The sequence below is a fragment of the Kitasatospora sp. NPDC056138 genome, assembly GCF_042264695.1.
GTDB lineage: Bacteria > Actinomycetota > Actinomycetes > Streptomycetales > Streptomycetaceae > Kitasatospora.
On sequence record NZ_JBHJVK010000158.1, the window covers coordinates 1 to 2,196 of the forward strand.

The 2,196-nt window shown below is 69.2% G+C and carries 3 protein-coding genes; all 3 read right to left on the reverse strand.

Annotated features, from left to right (window positions below; genetic code table 11):
* Positions 1-191: 191 nt before the first annotated feature.
* On the reverse strand, positions 192-638 hold the full coding sequence (locus ACFC1R_RS38715) for a hypothetical protein (RefSeq protein ID WP_375946414.1): 447 nt from the start codon (positions 636-638) through the stop codon (positions 192-194).
* Positions 639-950: 312 nt separating this feature from the next.
* The gene (locus ACFC1R_RS38720) at positions 951-1,256 is read right to left on the reverse strand and encodes a hypothetical protein (protein ID WP_375946415.1); all 306 of its coding nucleotides are present in this window, start codon (positions 1,254-1,256) and stop codon (positions 951-953) included.
* Positions 1,257-1,438: 182 nt separating this feature from the next.
* The gene (locus ACFC1R_RS38725; RefSeq protein WP_375946416.1) at positions 1,439-1,927 is read right to left on the reverse strand and encodes an ATP-binding protein; all 489 of its coding nucleotides are present in this window, start codon (positions 1,925-1,927) and stop codon (positions 1,439-1,441) included.
* Positions 1,928-2,196 lie beyond the last annotated feature (269 nt).

A 2,196-nucleotide genomic window follows, 5' to 3' on the forward strand; every position in this document is an offset into this window, starting at 1 on the left:
ACCTCGCGGTCCCCATACCGACGCCGACCACCGCCCTGCGGACGGGTCGGCGCAGCTGGCACCACCAACTGGAACAACTCCCACAACTCGTCCGGCACCAGCCGCTCCACGATCATCACCCGCGAAGCCTACCCAGTCGCCCAAATGAGATGACTTCTAAGTCCCTGGCGGGCCATCCCGCCAGGGGGCGGTCAGTTGGTGCTGAAGGAGAGCACCAGGCCGTCGATGACCTGTGGCGCTCTGGGTGCGGCGCGGGCGCTGACGCCCAGCAGGCGTGCCAGGGCGGCAGCTGCGCACGCGCTGCGGACCTGATAGAGCCGGATGGCCGGCGCTGCGCCCCTCAGCCGGTCGGCCGCGCGCAGGTGCTCCTCGCAGGAGGCGAGGGCTTCACCGGCGATCCCGTCCAGGCTGTCGGAGGGCAGGGAGGCGTTCACCCGAGCGCACAGGTCCGCCAACTCGCCGGGGCCGGGGTCATCGAGCGGACCCTGACCGGTCCACCAGCACAGCTCGGCGGCAACGTAAATCAGGGCACGCTCGTACCCGAAGCGCGGCAACTTGCCGCCGGTGACCGGCACGTCCCAGCGCGGCGGCCCCGAGGGCGAGCCGAGGATGCCTGGTAGGACGCGGCTGGGGTTCATGCCGCGTCCGGCGGGGTTGTTGGCTTCGGGCTCTTCTGGGTACTCGCGTCACTCGAACCCGGCAGCGCAGCCCGCCCGGTGGCGCGCCTGCGGACGGAGTACCCGCCGGGGGCCGGCCTGGGCGGCCTGATCGCGGACGGGGTGTCGATGGCTTCGGTGGCCGAGAGCCAACGCCGGGGTTGCTCCGGCCTGGGCTCGGCGGCGGTCCACCGTGGAAAGCGGTAGGTCATGGTCTGCTCTCGGGTCCGTTCGAGGGTCTGTATAGCCACCACGGCCGTTGCGACCGCGGGATGGGAGGGCGGGGCGGGCTTCTCAGAAGGTGCTGACGACGAGGCGCCGCGGTTCGACGCCCTCGCGTACAGCGGCCATAAGCACGTAGGTCACGTCGCCGTGGGTGAAGGTGACCGCGTAGCTTCGGCCGGCTGACAGGTCGTAGACCGCCCGGTCGTGCCTGTCCCGGTTGGACAGCCAATTCCCGGGTGCACTGCCCTCGTCAAGGCTGAACTTCGTGACGAGGTCCTGGAGTTGCTTCACCATCGCTCGCGTGGCCAGGCGGGCATCGGGCGCTCCTCCACTCCACAGAGTCGTGGGCTGGCCGAAGCTGAAGAAGGCGGTCAAGGTGCACCAGAACGGCTCAGCGGTCTCCCAGGGCCGCTGGCGGACGAAGACGCTCGGGCGGGCTGAGGCGATCTGGTGTTCCGCAGGGGGTTGGGCCACTCGGCTGGCGGGCCCTGTCTGAGCCGACGGGCGCTTCGCCGCCTGGCCCCGGCGCTTCCCCAGGGCGCGACGCAGCAGGCCCCTCATGCCGCCACCTCCGGCTTCCCGGCGGCCGGTGCGTGCAGCACCCTTGCCCACACCACCTTGTCTCCCTTCCGTCTCGCCACGCCCCAGTCCTCCGACATCTCTGCCACGAGCCGCAGCCCGTGACCGTGCTCGCGAATGCCGACGGCCTTGGCGATGGGCATCCGGTCACCTCGGCCGTCTCGGACTTCGAGGCGGCAGTCACCCGCACACTCTTGAAGCCGCACAGGAATCGAATCTCCCGGCTCGCAGGCATGCCTGATGGCGTTCGTCACCAGCTCGGAGCAGATCAACGCCACGTCATCAGCGCGCTCCTGTTCCCAGCCCCAAACGACCAGCTCGGCGTGGACGTCGTCCCGCGCGAGCCGCACTGATGCAGGGTGGGCGATGAACTCCTTCTCCCAGACCCGGAGCCTCTGAACCGTCTGAGCCGCCGTCTGACCGGCCGCCGAGCGTGTCGCAAGAGCTTCAGAACTAGGGATGGGCATGACAGATCCTCCGGGGCCGCGCGCTGGGACAGGGTTCCTGGGGCTGTAGGTCGAGGTTGCTCGTGGCGGACGCCTCGTGTCCGGAAAGACTCTCCGCTGGCAGCGCACGAGACAACGGGAACAAGTTGCTGATGCGGCCTGACAGTTACCGAAATCGCGACCCGACAGGCCCAAACTAGTGCCGCGTCAGACAACCTTTGCCCTGGCCTGGATACGGTGAGGCCGTGAGTGGAAGAGATCAGCCAGACCTGGACGAGATCGAGTCGTGG

Bases quoted from the DNA above. Each gene is read 5' to 3' on its own strand.
- ACFC1R_RS38715 (WP_375946414.1), bottom strand. From the start codon at position 638: ATGAACCCCAGCCGCGTCCTACCAGGCATCCTCGGCTCGCCCTCGGGG.
- ACFC1R_RS38725 (WP_375946416.1), bottom strand. From the start codon at position 1,927: ATGCCCATCCCTAGTTCTGAAGCTCTTGCGACACGCTCGGCGGCCGGT.